Below are 17,787 nucleotides of genomic sequence, written 5' to 3'. Positions count from 1 at the left end.
GTCTGGTGTATACCTATCAAGGTGGAATATCAGCTAAGAAGTAAAGTTGGCGAATGTTTAAGGTTAAAGAGTCAAGCCAAAAAACATCGCCATTGAAAGACGTACAATAGGCCATTTTATCACTTTTGATGAACGGGAATTGGGTGTGCTCGGGATAGAACCGATTGTTGCAAAGTACTGTGCTTAAAGCTGAACAATTGGAAAAATGATCCCTTACTCAATACCTAGTTATGAGCGTAGGGTTTTTATTTTTTTAATGGTGCTCATGCTTGGCTTCAATCTCATGAGTCTAAATTAGACACCCCTTTTATACTTGTTAAGTTTAAGCTGTTTAAAAAAGTAAAAAGTTTAGGTTTTAGTTCAAAGGTTGATCAAGATCATAAAATTATTTTTATAAAGTGGCTAATATTGTAGGAGCTAAAGAAGGAATGATAATGTTTGGACTTTTCAGGTGGTTTAAAATAGTGATAATAACTGTGTTGCTTACGCAGCATAGTTTTGCTACAGCTAAGCCAATGAATTGTGAAGAACATCAAAATGGATCTTCCGACACGCATATTATGCAACGAAGCAAAAATATTCACCATCAATCAATGAATGACAATAGTCACTATCACACTGTAAACTCGCAAGACTCTAAACACCGTCATGGTGATGAAGTCTGTGAAAAATGCAAAGCTAGTGATTGTGTTTGTTGTGAGGGGGGATTTTGTTCAAGCTTTCATTTAAATGCCTATCTTGTGCAAGCGCAAGAGGAAGGTATTTGCAATATTTACTCTGAGCTATTTCTACAGCGTACACCTCTACCAAAATCTGGTATCCATCTCTTACTTTATCGTCCACCAATTATTGGCTAATCACGGGATCAGTGCGTCTTTTTTTCGCCACTCCCATCAAAAATAGAATGACTTATTCATTGATTTAAATAATCAATTGTTTTGAACGATTAGTACGATATTTTGAAGGCACTATGAAAATTCTCAAACTATTGCCATTTACAGTACTTAATGCTGTCGATTTTGGCCGAGATTTCTCTTTTACCAAAAAATTAGTTTTTAGCTTATTCACTAGAATTAGTACTTGACCTGTGTCTTAGACACAGGTCTAAGCTGAAGATGAGAGTACAAACTTAGCTAAAAACTGAGGAGTGAATATGAAAGTTGCGGAGCTGGCAAAAAGCCTTGGAACGACTGCTGATACGGTGCGCTATTACACCAGATTAGGATTGTTAAAACCTGCTAAGTCAGTGAACGGCTACAAGTCATACTCGAATAAAGAAGTATCGAGACTTAAATTCATTTTAAGTGCCAGAAACCTTGGTTTTTCCGTTGCAGATATCAAGGAAATTATTAATGAATCTGAAGATGGTAAAAGTGCGTGCCCATTAGTCAGAAGCCTGATCAAAGAGCGGCTTGAAGAAACAGAAAAGCAGTTTCAAGCAATGTTGGCACTTCGAGGAAAAATGTCTTCTGCGCTTTCTCAGTGGGAAGAAATGGAAGACAAGGCACCGACTGCAAACATGGTTTGTCATCTCATCGAAAACTTTGAGCAAATTAAAAAAGCATAGGAGGAAAAAGGGTGGCTACTAACACAAATATAAAAACTGAATCAGGCTGTTGCTGTCAGGCAAAAGCTCAATCCTCTTCGTGTAAAACTAAGGAGAATACGTTGGAGAAAGTATCACATAACCAACAGCTTATCATTGAAGGCGCTGGGTGTGCTAGCTGTGTAGGCAAAATTGAAGGGGCGTTGAAGGCAACTCTTGGAGTCGTCAGTGCGGAAATGAATTTTGCTGATAGGACAGTAACAGTTTATGGGACAGCTAAAACAGAAGAATTGATCAAAGCTGTTGAGTCAGTGGGGTATAACGCGAAGCCAATTGATGATAGCTCAGCAACAGATGCGCTTGATGAGAAAGAGGCGGCGGATTGGGCATATTACAAAAAGCTAATGCGCGATACGTTTATTGCCCTTTCACTCGGCGTTCCTTTGATGATCTACAGCATTGTGGTTGGAGAAATGACGGTTGAAACAAACCTTGAACGCATGTCTTGGCTAGTTGTAGGCATTTTAACTTTTGGCGTTATGTATTTTTCAGGTAAGCATTTCTATGTAGGAGCATGGAAAAGCTTTAAAAACCACTCCGCTAATATGGACACTCTAATAGCTTTAGGAACAGGTACAGCTTGGGTGTATTCGATGGTTGTCGTGTTTGCACCTGACGCCGTTCCATTGATGGCACGACATGTCTATTTTGAAGCTACCGCCATGATCATTGGCTTAATTGATTTAGGTCTAGCATTAGAAATAAAAGCCAGAGGTAAAACCTCTGAGGCCATTAAACGTCTTATCGGCTTGCAGGCCAAAACGGCAACTGTAGTTCGTGATAATAAAGAGGTTCAGATAGGTATCGAACAGGTTTTGCTTCATGATGTTGTGAAAGTAAAGCCGGGTGAAAAAATTCCCGTGGATGGCGTTGTATTGGAAGGACACACCTCTATTGATGAGTCCATGCTGACAGGCGAACCTATGCCTGTTGAAAAAGCCGAAGAAGATGAGGTTGTCGCTGGTACTTTGAACAAATCAGGCATGATTTTATTTAGAGCGACACGCGTTGGTAAAGACACGGCGCTTGCACAGATCATCAATATGGTGAAACGAGCGCAAAATTCAAAACCGCCGATTGGCCGCTTGGCCGATGTTATTTCCGCCTATTTCGTTCCTGTAGTCATGATCATCTCGGTGTTAAGTGCGTTAGCATGGCTTAACTTTGGCCCTGAGCCAGCAATTGCTTTTGCTATCGTATCAGCAACTACTGTGCTTATTATTGCCTGCCCGTGTGCTTTAGGCTTGGCAACACCCATGTCTGTCATGGTCGGAGTAGGAAAAGCAGCAGAAGCCGGAGTACTTATTCGCAACGGTGAGGCACTGCAAACCGCCTCTAAAATCACTGCCATGATTTTAGATAAAACGGGCACTATTACTGAAGGGGCACCTAAGGTAACCGATATTGTTTTAGCAAAAGCTACTGACGAAAAAGACGTACTACAGCTTGCAGCAAGTTTAGAAAGCGGCTCAGAGCACCCTTTAGCGCAAGCGATTGTTGAAAGTGCTTTAGATAAGGATATTGAGTTACTAAAAATTGAATCGTTTAATGCTATTACGGGTTTTGGTGTAGAAGCAAACTGTAACAATAAAGTCCTGCTTTTTGGTAACGATAAACTAATGAAGTTAAAAGGCATAGACCTCACAGGCTTTGTTGGAAAAGCCCAGTCTTTAGCCAAAGAAGCCAAAACACCTATGTACTTTGCTGTAGATGGTGAACTTGCCGCAATCATTGCTGTCGCAGATCCCATTAAGTCAGACTCAATCTCTGCTATCAAACGGCTTCAGGCTAATGGTATACGCGTCATCATGTTAACAGGTGATAACAAGGAAACCGCTGCCGCTGTTGCCAAAAAAGCAGGTATTAGCGAATTTCTTGCTGAGGTGCTGCCAGAAGATAAAGCCAACAAGGTGAAAGAGCTACAAGGCAGTGGCGAAATTGTTGGTATGACAGGAGATGGCATCAACGATGCTCCTGCGCTAGCGTTAGCCGATGTTGGATTCGCCATAGGCACAGGGACTGATGTAGCTATCGAAAGTGCTGACATTACCCTAATGCGTGGTTCACTTCATGGCCTTGCCGATGCCATAGCGGTAAGCAAAGCTACTTTACGAAATATCAAACAAAACTTGTTTGGCGCGTTTGTCTATAACGTAGCCGGGATTCCTTTTGCTGCGGGGGTTCTATATCCCTTCTTTGGCATTCTGCTTAGCCCTGTAATTGCAGGTGCTGCAATGGCGTTTTCGTCATTGACTGTGGTGTCAAATGCAAATCGACTTCGCTTTTTTAAAGCAAAAGAGCATTAAGGAGAAGAGCGATGATGTTAATTAACTTATTAGGCTTAATGTTAATCGCGCTGATTGTTTGGTGGTTTTGGCTATATAAACCCAATAAAACAATCGTTCAAGGTAATGAAGTACTCATTGAAGTGAGGGATGGCGTGTATTCCCCATCCTCAATTCAGGTGTCTGCTAGCCAACCTGTTACCTTGAAGTTTATACGCAAAGATCAATCCCCCTGCGCTGAAACAATGCTTATTCCTTCATTGGATATAAGCGAACAGCTTAAGTTAAATGAAATTACTCAAATTACCTTATTAAACTTGTCACCGGGAGAGCATGAGTTTCACTGTCAGATGCAAATGTATCGCGGTGTCTTAAAAGTCGTTTAGGAGGGCAATATGAAAAATCAACACCCTAATTTTTGGTCAACACCTACAGGCTGGGCTGCACTGGCACTTATTGCCGCAGTGACCTACTTCTTAGTGCTTGAGCATGGTCAACATACGCTGCAATTTCTTCCCTACTTGATTTTATTGCTATGCCCCTTGATGCACGTATTTATGCATGGCAGTCATGGTAAACATGGTCACGATCATTCACATGCGCCTGATGAAAAAAAGGAAGAGAGCTTTCAAGAACTCACGGATAAAAATGCAGCCTATCGCGATGGCTACATACAAGGCTTAGAAAAGGCACGTAAGGAATCACATAAAAAGGAGAGCAGTGATGAATGAAACATATGATTATGGCTTATGGTCAATGGTGATACTGAACTCAGCAATTTTTATCTTTTTTGCCTTTAGTTTTGTCAAACCAAAAACATCAACTGATTGGAGAAGTCTAAGCGCGTTCTCTGCCTTTATTGTTGCCCTATTTACTGAAATGTATGGCTTTCCTTTAACTATCTATTTTCTGTCGGGGTGGCTGACGGAGACCTATCCAGAAGTAAATTTCTTTGCGCATGAAAATGGGCATTTATTACATACTTTCTTTGGATTTCAAGGTGATGCCCATTGGGACCCATTTCATATAGTGAGTATGGTGTTTATTGTTGCAGGTTTCTTTATGTTGTCTTCAGCATGGAATGTATTGCATCACGCGCAAAAACATCATCAATTGGCTACAACTGGATGGTATGCAAGATGTCGCCACCCACAGTATGTAGCTTTCATTCTAATCATGTTCGGCTTTTTATTGCAGTGGCCGACAATCCCAACACTTGCGATGTTTCCGATCTTAGTCGTTGTTTACGTCAAGCTAGCGAAACGCGAAGAAGCACAGGCGATTGCTGAATTTGGTTCGGAGTACCACAGGTATATGGAATCGACACCAAGTTGGATCCCAAGTTTTAATAAAAGTGTAGAAGGTAAAAATCATGAAAACGTTAATTAAATCAATTTTATTTATTGGTTCACTACTGATAACCACTAGCTTATTTGCCCAAAACAATGAGCATAAACATGAAGGTGCGAACAAAGCTGGTATGCATCAAGGCATGACAATACCACATGAGAACATGGGAGAAATGCATAAAAAGATGATGGAAATGAAAAAGGAAGTCCATGCCATTAAAACTGAAAAAGATCCTGACAAGCAACAGCAGATGATGGTTGAACATCACCGTTCAATGATGAAGATGATGCAATCCATGCACAAAAACATGGAAGAAATGCCAATGCATCAACAAATCAAGATGACTGAACATCATTTAGAAATGATGGAGAACATGATGCCGCAGATGAACCGGAAAATGGAAGAAATGAAAGATAGCAATCAACAGCATTCACACAAACATTAGGAGAAAAATTATGAGCGATTTAGATCATAGAGTTGGCGTTAGAGAGCAAAATTTAGTTGTTCGAAATCTAAAGCTTAGCCATGTCACAGAAGAAAGCTGTGACGAGTTAGTAAAAGAAATAGATCAGCTTTTTGGTATAGATGAAGTTAGTTACAACATCAAAGAAGGTGAAATACACCTTGCCTATGATGCCGCAAACGTAAGCCTTGATGGGATTGAGGAGGTAATCCGTAAGTATGGCGCAGATGTTCATGATGATTGGTGGACACATACTAAAGAAAGTTACTATAAATTTGTTGATCAGAACATCAAAGATAACTCTGTTCATAAGCCTTGGAGTTGTCATCAAGCACCTTCGGGGGCTGGCCGGAAAAACAAATGAATTCATAAAAAAGTGTATAGATAATTAGTTAGTCAAATGAGGTAACAGTGATGAAAACACCCTATATAAAAGCTCTTTTATTGCTTACATTCGGTTTATATTTAGTGGGTTGTTCCAATACCACTTTTTATCATAAATACATGATGAGAGGTCAGGTAGTAGAAAGTTCTGATAATCGAACTCTAATCTGTATTGGTGCTAAGCATGGCGCAGAGGTTGGGCAAAAATACAGTGTTATTAGATTCCATGAAAGAATAGTATTGAGTGAAGGTGAAGATCCCTACACTATCGAAAAGGTAGGAACGGTACAAATTACTAAAATTGTGAATGATCATTTCGCAACTGTAAAGCTAGTGTCTGGTGACATTGCAGCGAAAGATATGGTGGAACTTGAAAACTAATAAAGTGGTGGCGAAAGCCACCACAAGAGCATAACAATAAAACTTAATGAAAAAGCTTTAGTGTTATTTTGTACAACCTTTGAGATTGTTTGCTCAGTTCTGGTTATCTTGATGCCAGTACGACAGAAAAAAATGTTACATATGGATTAGAAAGGTGTGGGCTGGCATCCTAGGTCTAATCTTAACAGTTAAGGGGCCGCCGAATAGAGCTATACCTTTACATCAGCAGCATAATCAATGCTCCCGCGATCATAAATAAGTTTTCAGATAGCGATACAAATCCAAGTGGCACACTGCTATCGCCGCCTACACAGGCACACTTTAACTGGCGTTTGTCAATGTAAACGGCTTTGAAAACTGAAATTGCTCCAACTGTGCCGATAAACAATGAAAATGGTGCCACTGCGAGAGGCTGTAGTTGGGCAACCATACCAATACCTGCATATGCTTCAATGAAGGGATAAATATAACCATATCTTATCCATCTCATCGCTAGTAAATCATAAGTAATAAACGAATTTGTGAAACTGTATAGGTCTTTCAGTTTTTGCACCGCTAAGAGCGTCATTGAAAAAGCTATAAATAGCATCAGTGTTCTGATGGAGATAAATGAGCCGGAAGCAAAATGTTGAGATGCGACAGCAAGAAGTGCAGCTATCGAGAAAATGGCTACAACTGGCGTGTAGGTTGTGCCAGTTTGACCTGCTTCATCTTTACCAAAATACTCTCTTAAGTCATCGTATCCTCCGACACGCTTTCCTTCAATAAAGGTTTGTGGCGTAGTTTTGACATCATGCTTATCTTTGAAGTCATCAGCTTGTTGTCTTGACGTGAGCTTATGATCTTCTACATCATACCCTTGCCTCTCCAGCAAATCTTTCGACCTTAAACCATAGGGGCAGATATGTTCGTCAGTGACCATTCTGTACAGGGTAGCTGTCTTAGTCATCTTAGCCTCCTTTGTTCAGTGTGCCTTCAAACTTTGGGAGCGGTCGTTGCTCAGCCTGAGCTTGTGAGCTGACCTTTCCATTTTCAGAAATATCCTTAATCAGCCATTCCATTTCTTTTATTTCTTTTCGTTGGGCTTTAATAATACCATTTGCCAATTCACGCACGCGTACATCCTCCAAAGTTGAATGCTCACTAGTAAGAATAGCAATGGAGTGATGAGGAATCATCGCTTTCATGTAGGCAGTGTCAGAAATTGTGCTTTGAGAGCGAACAAGATAAAGACATATGGCGAACAGTATTGTCGCCAATAGAAAAATAGCCATGTTGAGCTTCTTGTTACTGTACATGCCAAGCATAAAGGCCAGCATGATCATTGCCATACCTGCTCCCATATACAACGACATATAGATACGCGTTTCACTAAACCATATATGTGATACTGCGTAAGTGTTGAGATACATCATGACAAACATAGCAATGGTTGAGGTGATGATCATTGCAGCAAATCTTGAGTATTTCATAAGTAATCCTTACATTGATAGTGTAAATATTTCCCACTGTTAGCCTATTATTCTCTACATGTGGTCATGTTCTCGAAAAATTGCAAGTAATGAGCCAGTATCAATAAGAGTATTTGTAATACGATTGACTCAATTTCAGCGCAATTATTGTGAATCAGTACTAATCTACACATTTCGGTGTAAGAGTTTATGGGCAAAAAATCTTCTTTGAAGGAGATCAAATCAGCTTATATTTAGAGTTTGAGTTTTGAACTTGTGATAGACACAGGCGGAATTGGCTTTAGTTAACAATCTAATGTGGGAACTCAAAGTACTACAAGCTGAGCTTCAACAAATGTAAGCTCGTGTACAAGTGAAGACACAGTTAAAGCATGTGGAAGAATTAATCTTGATAGTTAGAGTTGTCATTTATTTCACTTTTTAAATGAACGAATATTGATCTTTTATCTCGTTCATGTTCGAAAGCTAAAAGTTTCCTACACATGAAAGTGGTTTTGCAAGAGTATCTACTAGAGAACAAGATTTGAATGCTCAACTGTTCAGTTGGGCTATTATGGTTGTAAAAAAATATTATAAGGCAATGTGTCTGGTACTTCGGTTAGAAATGAAAAAAGTTAAAGAAGCTAATCGATTTCATCAGGTAGGGTGATGAGGTAATAGTTACTCGCCTTGATCGGCTAGGCCGATCATTAAAGTCTATTCTTGAGGACATTGAAAGTACTCACAAACGGGGCGATTGTTCAAAGATTATTAATGGTTCTGTCAGTACAAAAAATGATAATCCGTTTACCAGTTTCATTCATAATCTGCGCAATTAGCAATAATGACGTGCGTTCATAACGGTCATAAAGAGCAATCCCCCTGCGCTGAAATAATGCTTATTCCTTCATTGGATATAAGCGAACAGCTTAAGTTAAATGAAATTACTCAAATTACCTTATTAAACTTGTCACAGGGAGATCATGAGTTTCATTGTCAGATACAAATGTATCGCGGCGTCTTAAAAGTAATTTAGTTTTAAATAGGTCTTTTTACACACCTGAACGAGCAAAAGTAACTTAACAAAAGGCTTCTCGAAAACATTACGAGAAGCCTCTAAATTAAAGTTAAGATTTGTATTTACTGTAAACAATTCTATATAGAACAGGCAAAACAACTAAAGTAAGTAAAGTAGAGGAAATAATCCCTCCAATTACCACCGTTGCTAATGGCCTCTGAACTTCAGCCCCAGTTCCGACGTTTAATGCCATAGGAATGAAACCTAAGCTAGCAACCAAAGCGGTCATTAATACAGGGCGAAGCCTGATAGTTGCACCTTCGATAATTGAGTTTATTAGCTCTCCTGTTTCAAGTAATCGCTGTTTAATGAATGACAGCATCACCAGTCCATTTAATACAGCTATCCCTGAAAGAGCGATAAATCCAACAGCAGCAGAAATTGAAAGAGGCATGTCTCTTAACCACAAAGCCAATACGCCGCCTGTAAGTGCTAAAGGCACACCACTAAATATGATCAGGGCATCTTTTATTGAACTAAATGCTATGACAAGCAGTGTCAAAATTACAAACAATGTGGCAGGTACTACGATGGATAATCTTTGCGTTGCACTCTCAAGTTGCTCAAATGTTCCGCCGTACTCAAGCCAATAACCAGCAGGCAATTCAACATTTTGTTGAATTTTTTGCTGTGCCTCTTGTACGAATGAGCCTAGATCTCGGTTTCTAACATTTGCTGTAATTACAATTCGTCGCTTACCATTTTCTCGGCTTATTTGACTTGGAACTGTCGTATAATTTAACTCTGCAACTTCGCTTACAGGTACAAACTCACCACTTTCTGTCGCGATTGGCAAATTACCTAGCTGATCAAGGTTGGCTCTCAACAGCTCAGGATATCTAACTACAATTTCAAATCGACGATCACCTTCGAATATTAACCCTGCGCCTTCACCTGACACGACTGTTTTTAACCAAGACTGTAAGTCGCTTGCATCCAACCCGTATAGCGCTAATGCTTCAGGCTTGGGGTTAACGGTAAAGATAGGCACGTCATCAACTTGTTCGAGCCGCGCATCAGCAACACCTGAAATTGTATTGAGTGTAGCCAAAACTTCTTGTGCAGAAATGACAAGTTGGGATAGATCATCACCGTAGAGCTTAATCCCTAAATCAGCTCTTACTCCGCTAATTAATTCGTTAAATCGCATCTGAATTGGTTGAGTAAACTCATAATTATTGCCGGGAATAGAGCTGAGATCTTTTTCCAGCCTTTCAACAAAATCCTCTTTCGTTAAATTAGGGTCGGGCCATTGCTCTCTCGGCTTTAATATCAGAAAAGTATCAGTCACATTTGGCGGCATCGCGTCTGTCGCAACTTCTGCTGTGCCCGTTTTTGAAAACACCGTAACAACTTCATCATATTTCATAATTTGTTGTTCAAGTACCTTCTGCATTTCTACAGCTTGGTCAATACCCGTGCCCGGAATACGCATCGCGTGCAGTGCAATGTCACCTTCATTAAGTTGAGGAACAAATTCAGATCCTAATTTACTACCAAGTAATATGCTAAATGTCACAAGTAAAGCAGCGCCGCAAACAACTAGCCAACGTAGTTTTAAAGCCCACTTCAAAACAGGACTATAAACTGACTTAGCGCCGACAATTACTGGACTTTCTTTTTCGCTGATTTTGCCTTTCAAGAATAAAGCAACCGCAGCGGGGACTAGCGTGAAGGTAAATACCATTGCAGACAATAGAGCGATTATCACCGTTGCGGCCATCGGATGAAACATTTTGCCCTCGACACCCGATAAGGTAAACAAAGGTAAATAGACAATCGTTATGATCAATACGCCAAAAACACTAGGTCGTATAACCTCATTGGTAGCAGAATAAACAATGTCTAGGCGTTCTTTCAGGGAAATGACAGAACTATTTCGTTTTTGGCTTTCTGCTAACCGCCTAATGCAGTTCTCAACGATTATTACCGCGCCATCGACAATCAATCCAAAATCTAAGGCTCCCAGACTCATTAAATTCGCAGAGACTTTGCTTTGAACCATGCCCGTGATTGTTGCCAACATTGCCAAAGGAATTACTGCGGCGGTAATCAAAGCGGCGCGTATGTTACCCAGTAATAGGAACAATACGAAGATAACCAGTAATGCACCTTCAATAAGATTTTTCTGTACGGTGCTAATTGCTTTATCAACCAGAGTTGTCCTGTCATATAAGGGAACTATGGACACGCCTTGAGGTAAACTGTTTTGGATTTCACTAAGCTTGTCACCAACAGCCAATGCCACCGAGCGTGAATTTTCTCCTACCAGCATCATTGCGGTGCCAATCACACTTTCCTTGCCTTCCAGTGATGCAGCTCCTGTCCTTAGCTCTTTTCCTATCGCAACTTCGGCGACATCTTTAACTTTTACAAGTGTGCCGTCGTCGCTTTTTATAATGACGTTTTGGATGTCTTGAATAGATTGCAACTGAGCTTGTGAACGAACAAGAATTTGCTGTCCGCTTCTTTCGATGAATCCAGCCCCTTGATTTGCATTATTTCGCATTATTGCATTTGATAGTGCTTCACTGGTAATACCGAAGTGCAACATCCTTAACGGATCGGGATTGATATGGTATTGCTTTTTATAGCCACCAATTGCATTGATTTCCGTAATCCCTTTAACCAATGCAAGTTGTGGTTTCACTACCCAGTCATGGATCTCCCTTAACGCCATCGCATCATAGGGTAAGCCATTATTCTGCTTTGCACTTTCGTCGGCAGTTATACTGTACATGTATATTTCACCGAGGCCCGTAGCAATTGGTCCCATTTCTGGTTCAATGCCAAACGGTAGTTGCTCCTTAATTGCGCTAAGTCGCTCATTGATTAGGTTTCTGGCAAAATACAAATCTGTGCCTTCTTCAAACACAACAGTCACTTGCGACAGGCCATATCGAGAAAGTGAACGGGTATAATCCAGCTTAGGTAAACCTGCCAAGCCCGTTTCGACGATAAACGTAATCCGTTGCTCTGTTTCCAAAGGTGAATAACCTTGAGCCTGCGTGTTTATTTGTACCTGTACATTGGTTATATCTGGCACAGCGTCAATAGGTAGCTTCTGATAGTTCCATATTCCTAAAGCGATGATAAACAAGGCCATAAGCAACATAGTACCACGTCTACGGATAGATAATTCTAGTATCCAAGCGATCATATTTTCACCTCGATAATACTGAAGCCAATATGTAGAGGACAAAAAGGTCGGAGATTAGTGTTCATGTCCAGCCTCCGATTTTTTTAGATCAGCAACTAGCAGATAACTGTTCTTTACAACCACACTTTCGCCGACGTTCAAACCGTCGATGATAGCAATATTGATAGCGTCTGAAGCGCCAGTTTTTACGGCGCTAGGGTGGTATTCATTGCCTTCTTTAATAAAAACAACATCTTTGCCTTCAAACTCTTGAATGGCTCCTTTTGGCACAACAACTGGAGCAGAGTGTTGACTGGTCGTAACCGCACCTTTAATTACAGTGCCAAGCGGCCACTTGTTGGTTTTGTTATCCAATTTTACAAATGCCAATGAGTATGGCTTGTCGTTTAGTGATGGTGTTAAATAGCTAATTTGCGCACTTTGATTAAATTCAGTGCTATGAATTAGCACCTGCTGGTTAGCGTTAACCTTACTTAGCTGAGTAGGAAACACTGATAGTTGTGCCCAAACCACGTCAAAATTGGCTATTGTCAGCAAGTTTTCACCATTTGTAAGCTCGCCAATATTGGCTTGCCTAGCGACTATACGCCCAGACATTGGTGCTTTTATCGAATATTGATTTAAGCTCTCATTGGATTCAATCACTACCAACGTTTCACCTTTTTTGACCTCTTCGCCGAGATTGACTTTTACTTCCTTAATAACACCATCGAATCTAGCGTTAACGTGCGCAAGTGAGGCAGGATCGGCAACGATTTTTCCATATACAACTTCTTCGTTATGAATAACACCGCTAGTTGCTGCTACTGTTTCAATGCTGTTTTGTTTAGCCATCTCAACAGACATAGAGACTATTTCATCTTTGTGTTCTTCACTGGCTGAGGTCGTGATGGAGGTGAAACCAATTACAGCAACAAGCATTAATTTGAAAAGGCTGATTGGTGAATTTAATATATTTTTCTTTTTCATGATTAATTCTCAATAAAGCTTGAAAGTTGGCTTTCTGTATTGCCGGAAGAAATTAATGGAATGCCTGATAAGGACTCAATGGAGGCGCTTTGTTTGTGAACCTCACTTGCGGCAAAAATAAGCGCATATTGCATCTCAATAAGCTCTTTTTGAACTGAAACTAGCTCTAAATAACTAAAGCGCCCGTCCGAATAGGCTTTTTGCACTAATGACAAAGCACTTTCTTGAGGCGGAATAATACTGGTTTGTAAGGTTTCAACCGTAAGGCGAGCCTCTTCCTGAGCCGCATAAAATGTCGCTAATTGGCTGTAAATTGCTCGCTCACTGGCTTTCCGTTGCTGCTCAACTTCATCGAGTTTTGCTTTTTGAGATTGATAGCTGCCTCTATTTCTATCACTCGTAAACAGAGGGACGCTAATTCCTGCAACCAACGCAGTCTCATTGCTACCTTCAAGTCTTTTCACACCTGCGCTCCACGTTATATTAGCGTGGCTTTGTGCGTTGATTGATTGTAATTGAGCTTGCTGAATTCTCGATTGCTCTGCATAAGCTAATATATGAGGACTTTGAGAAAGTTGAGCCATGATGTATTCGAGTGATATTGTTTTGGGAAGTGCAAATAAATCGCCTGATACACGAGAGAATTGCGGTGATTGTTCTCCCCACATAATAGCTAACTTACGAACACTGGCCTCTAACTGCTTGGAAATGGTTAGCGTCTTTAGTCGAGCTGTTGCTAAAGCTGCATCAGCTCGTTTTTGCTCTGATGACGGTGCCGAACCAACACGAACTTTTTTGGAGACAGTTTGATAGGTTTCTCGTGCTAGCTTTTCTGCATTTTCATTGACGAGCATGATTTGCTGTAACGTCAAAACATCGATATAGCGAGCTGCTACTTCACCCAAAATATCGAGTGTTTGTATTCTTTTTTCAACAGCTATTGCTTGCTGTTGGGCATTAACATAAAGCTTTCTGCTATTTACCTTATCTCCCAATTCCACCACGGAAGATATTGATAAGGTAAGTTCAGCGTCGCTGAATCCAGATACATCACCTGTACCTGCAAAGTTTTCCAATTCAGCGCTGACGTTATATTCAGGTTTTAACCCTGCGGTAGCTAACTCGCCGTCTAAACGCTTTTGTTTGTATTTAAAAGCTGTTAGCTGTGGGTTGTTTGCAAGTGTTCGTTGTATTGCCTCTGACAATGAAACTGAATCAACAGTTAAGTCATTTGCAAATACATTATTAGTTGTCACTAAAAACGACAACAGAAGCAACCGTTTTACTTTCTTCCAAGCAAGTACGGGGGCCTTAAAATAAGACATATTCATATTTTGTCCTGTTTATTTTATGAAACGAGCGTTGGCTTCACCGCCTAACGCGCCAATTAAATAAAAGGACTAACTTTTGGGAGGTCGAAGTAATCTGGAAGGGGGAGCTTCAATGACTACTTTTAAATAATCAAATACCTGACTTGATTTGAAATCAATGTCTCTACTGATGTAAACATGCGTAGCAAACTGTACATGCGAGCCATTGCAGTGTCCGCAATGATGACAATCAGCGGGGTTGTGTTGGTCATTATCTGCTGATGATTGTATTAATTTTTCAGAAGAAATGTGGTCATCTAAAGCATGAACATGCTCGGTTTTTATATGCTCGGAATCAACAATATGAACATCAGCAACTTTTGCCACAGCAGAAAATGACTGAAGTAATATCAGCACTATCATGATGTATGCAGGGAATTGTTTAATATTCATTTCGTTTCAACTATCTCTTAGTTATGCCAATGTTAACACTATCGTTTAGCTTGCGTCACGACATTGCTCGTCTATGAACTCTATTTCAATTGTTGTATGAGCAAAATCAAACTCTTTAAGCTCCTGTCGCAACTCTAGCTTGTACGATTTCAGCTCTTCGTTAGATATTTCAGTGTTTAAAACAATATGGGCGGTTAAAACGTTGTGTTCACCATCAAGTGACCAGATGTGTAAGTGATGTACTTCACCCACAATGGCTTTAGAAACTATTTTCGATTTAATATTTTCAATAAGATCAATATCTGGTGTCGCTTGCAAGAAGAGCATAAGTGTCGTTTTCAGTGTTCTTACAACATTAAATAAAATAAAAAGGGTAAACCCAATTGATAAAATAGGATCGAGTATGGGCCATTCAACAAACATCAATACGATTGATACAATAAATATAGCTATCCAACCTAAAACGTCTTCAAGCAAGTGCCAGTTTAAAACTCGTTCATTTAAGGTCTTTCCATGACTTAGCTTATAGGCAGCGTAACCGTTTACCACCATGCCAAAAATAGCTAATAAAAGCATTCCTTCGACTTGAGGCATTTCGGGGTTAGCTAATCTTGGTATGGCCTCAATTAGTATAAAAACAGAACCAACAGTTAATACCAAACCGTTAATCAATGCGCCAAGCAATGAAAAGCGCTTGTAACCATATGAAAACTGGCTAGAGGCAGGCTTGTTACTGAGCTTATTTAATCCCCATGCGGTGCCTATGGAGATGCTATCTCCTAAATCATGGATAGCATCTGCCATGATTGCCGTACTATTGGTTAACCAACCTCCGATAAATTCGATGATGGTAAACGTGAGGTTTAGAAAAAAAGCCCAGCCAATGCGTCTCGAAGCGTCCTCATCATTGTGAGGGTGATCATGACCGTGAGAGTGGTTATGCATGTTGAGCCTCGGCGGTTACATTTTTTCTTCTAAGCCTTTGTACATTCCAATTAATGATATGACGGATAAAGTTTTGGTACGCCCAACGTTTAATACCCGTTAGATTGGTTCCCTGCTCAGCATAGAATTCATCGGGTGAGTCATAAAAGCCAAAGTCGTCGTGTATGCCTTCTTTTTGAATATAAGTATCTTTACCAACCCAGTTCGTCTCTGGGTTACTTATGCAGGTAGTAGCTATTCCATAACCACAAAAATTATCTTTAGCTTGACTGAATTTGGATTGAATTGAACTTAGGTAAGCTTCGTCGAGAATGAAGCCTTCTAAATTGATCCACTTACCTTCATAGAGCACTTCTACCCAGCTATGGATAATGGATTTTGGGGCAAGCCAAAATACATAAGAAGGAATAGCGCCTTTCTGAAGCTGTTGGTCAATCGTGAAACCATGAAATCGGCACTGAATACCAAGCGCTCGGAATAGAGCCATTAACAAGTTTCCCTTGGTATTGCACTGTCCATAGCCATCCGCTAAAACTTCACTCGCAGATATATCATCGCTGCGGTTGTAACCAAACTGAATCTCATCTTTAACAAAGGTGTAAGCAGCTCCTATTGTGTTGTATTCATCCATTGTATTCCAATTCCGATCTGCTATTAGAGATTGGATGCTGTGATCATCTAAGTCTAATATTTGTGTTTTCTCTAAATAATTAGCACTCATTATCCATCTCCTTTAAGAACATGATTTTGATTTACTTCCACTACAGCTATTGTTTTCGCTTGTTAACTCTGCGTTGCTCAGCTCTTTCTTCGCATCAGTAATAATCAGGTAAGCCCCTCTTAAAATTAGGGTTGCAATCACACTACCAATCACAATGTCAGGCCAGCGAGAATCAAGTAGCATCACTAAAACACCAGCAGCAATGACCCCCAAGTTTGCGATCACATCGTTGGCTGAAAATATCCAGCTTGCACGCATATGGACTTCACCATTGCTTTGCATTCTGATTAAAACTAAACAAATGACGTTTGCTATTAATGCTACAAAACCAAAGCCGATCATGAACCAAGAGTGAGGCTCACCTTCTCCGAGTCTTCTTACTATGTCAAAGATTACCAGTATTCCGAGTGTCAGCTGAAAGTAACCGCTGATAAGGGCTGCATTGGCTTTATGCTTTAAAGATCGGCTCACGGCATATAGAGCAATACCATAGACAATTGCGTCAGCCAGCATATCCATTGAATCTGCTATCAAAGCCGTTGAGTTTGCATATAGGCCCACAGTAATCTCAACGCAGAACATAACCGCATTAATACCTAGCAACCAATACAGCACATGTTTTTGTTTCGCATCTTTTAGTTCGACTTCGCAACCACAACCACTCATTGCACGGCCTTAGTTATTTGCTTGATAACTTAACTATAAAGTCTATAGTGACTATAGAGTCAAGATTTAGGACTAAAGTTTTATGAAGATAGGTGAACTTTCAAAAACGACAGGGTGTTCGATACAAACAATTCGGTATTACGAGAAAGAAGGGTTGCTTTCAACTCCTGAACGTACTGAAGGGAATTACAGGTTATACGGTGAACGGGCTTTAAAAGAATTAGAGTTTATAAAGCATTGCCGAAGTTTGGATATCCCTCTAACAGATGTTAAACGCCTTATGGAACTGAAAAATAAGCCAGAAGAAAGCTGTGCAAGTGTTAATAAGCTCATTGCTCAACAATTGGCCTTAGTTAACAATCGAATGAGAGAACTCAAAGCACTAAAAGCTGAGCTTCAACAAATGGCAAGTTTGTGTACAACTGAAAACACCATTGAAGCGTGTGGAATAATTAAGTCACTTGATAGTTAGAATTGTCATTCATTTTCTATCCGTGTTGTGTACGAATAACTATATTTTATTACGTTCATGTACGAAATTTATTTAATGTACTTTCGTTCACTT

General features: G+C 40.1%; 21 protein-coding genes. 12 read left to right on the top strand and 9 right to left on the bottom strand.

The genetic code is table 11. The features are described from left to right. Nucleotides 1–434 precede the first annotated feature (434 nt). The 9 genes from CWB80_RS08265 (at nucleotide 435) to CWB80_RS08225 (ending at nucleotide 6,469) form a co-directional block, all read left to right on the top strand. Nucleotides 435–857 (top strand): hypothetical protein, encoded by a 423-nt coding sequence (locus CWB80_RS08265; protein ID WP_016708245.1) that lies wholly within the window; start codon nucleotides 435–437, stop codon nucleotides 855–857. 296 nt (nucleotides 858–1,153) lie between these two features. Further along, complete coding sequence (locus CWB80_RS08260; RefSeq protein WP_016708244.1) at nucleotides 1,154–1,567, top strand: MerR family transcriptional regulator; 414 nt, start codon at nucleotides 1,154–1,156, stop codon at nucleotides 1,565–1,567. Between the two features lie 101 nt (nucleotides 1,568–1,668). Beyond that, nucleotides 1,669–3,912, top strand: a complete 2,244-nt coding sequence (locus CWB80_RS08255) for a heavy metal translocating P-type ATPase (protein WP_016708243.1) — start codon at nucleotides 1,669–1,671, stop codon at nucleotides 3,910–3,912. Nucleotides 3,913–3,923: 11 nt separating this feature from the next. Continuing rightward, entirely contained in the window at nucleotides 3,924–4,277 is a 354-nt protein-coding gene (locus tag CWB80_RS08250; protein WP_045979597.1) for a cupredoxin domain-containing protein, read from the top strand. 9 nt (nucleotides 4,278–4,286) lie between these two features. Continuing rightward, nucleotides 4,287–4,622 carry a DUF2933 domain-containing protein gene (locus CWB80_RS08245; RefSeq protein ID WP_016708242.1) on the top strand — a complete coding sequence of 112 codons (336 nt, stop codon included), beginning with the start codon at nucleotides 4,287–4,289 and terminating at the stop codon, nucleotides 4,620–4,622. Beyond that, nucleotides 4,615–5,280, top strand: coding sequence for a methyltransferase family protein (locus CWB80_RS08240; RefSeq protein WP_016708241.1), 666 nt, complete (start codon nucleotides 4,615–4,617; stop codon nucleotides 5,278–5,280). Before CWB80_RS08245 ends, CWB80_RS08240 begins: the two co-directional genes overlap by 8 nt. Then, on the top strand, nucleotides 5,264–5,686 hold the full coding sequence (locus tag CWB80_RS08235) for a hypothetical protein (protein WP_016708240.1): 423 nt from the start codon (nucleotides 5,264–5,266) through the stop codon (nucleotides 5,684–5,686). Before CWB80_RS08240 ends, CWB80_RS08235 begins: the two co-directional genes overlap by 17 nt. 10 nt (nucleotides 5,687–5,696) lie before the next feature. After that, nucleotides 5,697–6,068, top strand: coding sequence for a hypothetical protein (locus CWB80_RS08230; protein WP_016708239.1), 372 nt, complete (start codon nucleotides 5,697–5,699; stop codon nucleotides 6,066–6,068). A gap of 50 nt (nucleotides 6,069–6,118) precedes the next feature. Next, on the top strand, nucleotides 6,119–6,469 hold the full coding sequence (locus CWB80_RS08225) for a hypothetical protein (RefSeq protein ID WP_004589646.1): 351 nt from the start codon (nucleotides 6,119–6,121) through the stop codon (nucleotides 6,467–6,469). Nucleotides 6,470–6,686: 217 nt separating this feature from the next. Here the strand turns inward: CWB80_RS08225 and CWB80_RS08220 are convergent, their stop codons facing one another. Continuing rightward, nucleotides 6,687–7,418 carry a MauE/DoxX family redox-associated membrane protein gene (locus tag CWB80_RS08220; RefSeq protein WP_016708238.1) on the bottom strand — a complete coding sequence of 244 codons (732 nt, stop codon included), beginning with the start codon at nucleotides 7,416–7,418 and terminating at the stop codon, nucleotides 6,687–6,689. Nucleotide 7,419: 1 nt separating this feature from the next. Further along, nucleotides 7,420–7,941, bottom strand: a complete 522-nt coding sequence (locus tag CWB80_RS08215) for a DUF305 domain-containing protein (RefSeq protein WP_016708237.1) — start codon at nucleotides 7,939–7,941, stop codon at nucleotides 7,420–7,422. 656 nt (nucleotides 7,942–8,597) lie between these two features. Between CWB80_RS08215 and CWB80_RS23220 the strand changes: the two genes are divergently transcribed. Together CWB80_RS23220 and CWB80_RS08210 are read left to right on the top strand one after the other, a co-directional pair. Next, entirely contained in the window at nucleotides 8,598–8,759 is a 162-nt protein-coding gene (locus CWB80_RS23220) for a recombinase family protein (protein ID WP_353956868.1), read from the top strand. Between the two features lie 5 nt (nucleotides 8,760–8,764). After that, a complete protein-coding gene (locus CWB80_RS08210) occupies nucleotides 8,765–8,956 on the top strand; it encodes a cupredoxin domain-containing protein (protein ID WP_349304438.1) in 192 nt (63 codons plus the stop codon). Nucleotides 8,957–9,047: 91 nt separating this feature from the next. Here the strand turns inward: CWB80_RS08210 and CWB80_RS08205 are convergent, their stop codons facing one another. From CWB80_RS08205 to CWB80_RS08175, 7 genes are all read right to left on the bottom strand, one after another. Next, nucleotides 9,048–12,158, bottom strand: a complete 3,111-nt coding sequence (locus tag CWB80_RS08205; RefSeq protein WP_016708236.1) for an efflux RND transporter permease subunit — start codon at nucleotides 12,156–12,158, stop codon at nucleotides 9,048–9,050. 54 nt (nucleotides 12,159–12,212) lie between these two features. Beyond that, nucleotides 12,213–13,127: an efflux RND transporter periplasmic adaptor subunit gene (locus CWB80_RS08200; protein WP_016708235.1), complete on the bottom strand. Its 915-nt coding sequence runs from the start codon at nucleotides 13,125–13,127 to the stop codon at nucleotides 12,213–12,215. Nucleotides 13,128–13,129: 2 nt separating this feature from the next. Beyond that, a complete protein-coding gene (locus CWB80_RS08195; protein WP_231387283.1) occupies nucleotides 13,130–14,452 on the bottom strand; it encodes a TolC family protein in 1,323 nt (440 codons plus the stop codon). A 75-nt stretch (nucleotides 14,453–14,527) separates the two neighbouring features. Beyond that, entirely contained in the window at nucleotides 14,528–14,890 is a 363-nt protein-coding gene (locus CWB80_RS08190) for a hypothetical protein (protein ID WP_016708233.1), read from the bottom strand. A 45-nt stretch (nucleotides 14,891–14,935) separates the two neighbouring features. Further along, entirely contained in the window at nucleotides 14,936–15,835 is a 900-nt protein-coding gene (locus tag CWB80_RS08185) for a cation diffusion facilitator family transporter (protein WP_016708232.1), read from the bottom strand. Next, a complete protein-coding gene (locus CWB80_RS08180; protein WP_016708231.1) occupies nucleotides 15,828–16,556 on the bottom strand; it encodes a transglutaminase-like domain-containing protein in 729 nt (242 codons plus the stop codon). Before CWB80_RS08180 ends, CWB80_RS08185 begins: the two co-directional genes overlap by 8 nt. A 12-nt stretch (nucleotides 16,557–16,568) precedes the next feature. Further along, nucleotides 16,569–17,222 (bottom strand): cation efflux transmembrane domain-containing protein, encoded by a 654-nt coding sequence (locus tag CWB80_RS08175; protein WP_016708230.1) that lies wholly within the window; start codon nucleotides 17,220–17,222, stop codon nucleotides 16,569–16,571. An 82-nt stretch (nucleotides 17,223–17,304) separates the two neighbouring features. On the opposite strand from CWB80_RS08175, the gene cadR reads away from it, so the two are divergent. Beyond that, a complete protein-coding gene (gene cadR, locus CWB80_RS08170) occupies nucleotides 17,305–17,694 on the top strand; it encodes a Cd(II)/Pb(II)-responsive transcriptional regulator (RefSeq protein WP_016708229.1) in 390 nt (129 codons plus the stop codon). Nucleotides 17,695–17,787: the final 93 nt, after the last annotated feature.

This window comes from Pseudoalteromonas sp. S1650 (genome assembly GCF_005887195.1).
In the GTDB taxonomy this organism is placed as follows: domain Bacteria; phylum Pseudomonadota; class Gammaproteobacteria; order Enterobacterales; family Alteromonadaceae; genus Pseudoalteromonas; species Pseudoalteromonas simplex.
The sequence above is the reverse complement of the archived record's forward strand: the minus strand, read 5'-3'. Positions and strand labels throughout refer to the sequence as shown.